Annotated in this window: 2 protein-coding genes; both read left to right on the forward strand. The window is 44.2% G+C overall.

The features are described from left to right. Positions 1–327: 327 nt before the first annotated feature. Positions 328–729 (forward strand): hypothetical protein, encoded by a 402-nt coding sequence (locus tag ACYVI1_RS17880; protein WP_460912104.1) that lies wholly within the window; start codon positions 328–330, stop codon positions 727–729. A gap of 714 nt (positions 730–1,443) precedes the next feature. Beyond that, a complete protein-coding gene (locus ACYVI1_RS17885; protein WP_460912105.1) occupies positions 1,444–1,809 on the forward strand; it encodes a hypothetical protein in 366 nt (121 codons plus the stop codon). The last annotated feature ends 242 nt before the right edge of the window (positions 1,810–2,051 follow it).

The raw sequence follows: 2,051 nt of genomic DNA on the forward strand, positions 1-2,051 counted from the left end.
ACAAGATGCTCGCCGGTGAGGAGGGTTTTCAGCCCAACCAAACAAGGGTGAAAAGGTCGGGGGCGACCTCAACACGTTTAGCTATCTTGCTCCTCCATCAGCCCTTGTTGGCGTTGGGTGAACCGTAAAAGCCGTGTTTCAAAGTCCCGCTTTCGGGCGACAATTTGAACGCCCCGCGTGGGCAGGTTTGGGTTTCCATTTCCGAGCCTCGGCTGACAGGCCAACCGCCCCAACAGGTCAAGCTTTTTACTCGTTGGGCGGGTTGCGTGCGACAGTTTGAACGCCCCGACAGGTAAGCTATGGAAGGCAACAATACTAAAACTCAGAATGCTAAAACAGCAAAAAATATTTGTACTACTGGCAGTCGTCTCATATCTATCCATTATTCTGATGGGACAGATGATAGGATTGCCGTTCCTATTCTGGCTATTATTCAACGTTTTTAATTTTGGTGAAATCAATCAGTTATTTGCCATTATAGGAATAATCGGCTTGGGCTTGCTTGTAAAATATGCGAATAGAAAAAGGAAACTAAGTATTTTTTTGATTGACATTCTGTGTTTCTTTTTGTTAATTCTGCCCATATCTGGACGATTGTTCTCAGTACCTATTGAAGAGTTTGACTATGCTGCATTTATTGTACCTCTGTCGCTTTTTATAATCTTTTACCTTATCTCGTTAGGGTATGCTTATAGGCAGTATGTAGAAAATAGATTTAGCGTGGGTTAGGTTAGCTTTCCGTCGACAGGAAGCACGTCCCAAAGGAGGGTTTTCAGCCCAACCAGGAAAGGGTGTAAAGGTGGCAATCGTCTCGTGTTCAGGCAAGTAATTCGTTCACCATCAGCCCTTTCGGGCGTTGGGTGAACCAAACAAGCAGTGCTTCCATTTCCGGGTTGCGGGCGACAGGCGGCATGTCCCAGAGGTTAGGCTTTTGCTCGTTAGCCAGGTTTCGTGTGACAGTTAGAACGCCCCGCGTAGGCAATTCTGGGCTTCCATTTCGTCGTTTCGGTCGACAGGGTGAACGCCCCGACAGGCGGGCTTGGAGGGAATAGATGTGCCAGCGCAGCCACTCAAGTTTGGTAAGTGAGAAATTATGAAATTTAAAATATGGACAACAAAAAACTTAATCAGCTCAAACTAATCTTCGGATGTATCCTCATTGGATATTCAATTTTTGGCATGCTTTTATCATTCCATTATTTGTTCAATTTTGAAATTTTTAGTCGAGATACTAATTTCTTGGGTTGGGCGATTGACAATGGAGGTGCATCTAATATCCCCATTTTTTTGGGTCTGACAAGTTGCGCTGGGGCTTTTCTAATCGCCAGTATAAAGCCATTATGATACCTCACTCGGCCAGCTAGATTTAGACTTTCGGTGTAGCGTCCTCGCGATAGCGCAAACCTTCTAACAAGAGAAAACAACTATTAATTTATTAAGTAAATGACAGAAAACGTCAGTTTTATTTTAGGTCAAGAATCTGTAACTGTATCTGTTTCTACCCATACAGATTTTATAGAATGTGTTGAGGACATTCCTTCTCCATTCAAACATGGGCAAACCATCTTGAATCCTGGTTTAGATACAAGCAATTTTGAAGGAGTTGTTATCAAATGTTTTATTCCTTTTGAGGAGCGAGATAAAGTATCAAAAGAAAGAGCAAGTGGACAGAGCATTTGCCACGAAGTAGTTGAGGATTTTGTCAGAAATAATTGGTCACATAAGCAAGTTTTTCAAGTTGAAACATTGAACTGTAGCCATTTTGAACAACAATACAAGTACTTGGTCCAAAAGATTAACGAAATATAGATTGGTTCGCTCCGCGTGGGTAGCTCACGGGCGACAGGAAGCACGTCCCGGAGGAGAGTCCGCAGCCCAACCAGGAAAGGGTGTAAAGGTGGAGGTGCGTGTGTTCAGGTAAGTAATTCGCTCACCATCAGCCCTTTCGGGCGTTGGGTGGAACATACAAGCATAAAAAAATACTCGTTTGCCGGGTCCCCTGCGACAAGGCGCACGTCCCGACAGGAAGCTCAAAAGTGAGTTAGGCAGGT

The sequence above is a fragment of the Spirosoma areae genome (assembly GCF_054781775.1).

Coding starts and splice junctions, on each gene's coding strand:
- ACYVI1_RS17880 (WP_460912104.1), top strand. CDS start 328: ATGCTAAAACAGCAAAAAATATTTGTACTACTGGCAGTCGTCTCATAT.
- ACYVI1_RS17885 (WP_460912105.1), top strand. CDS start 1,444: ATGACAGAAAACGTCAGTTTTATTTTAGGTCAAGAATCTGTAACTGTA.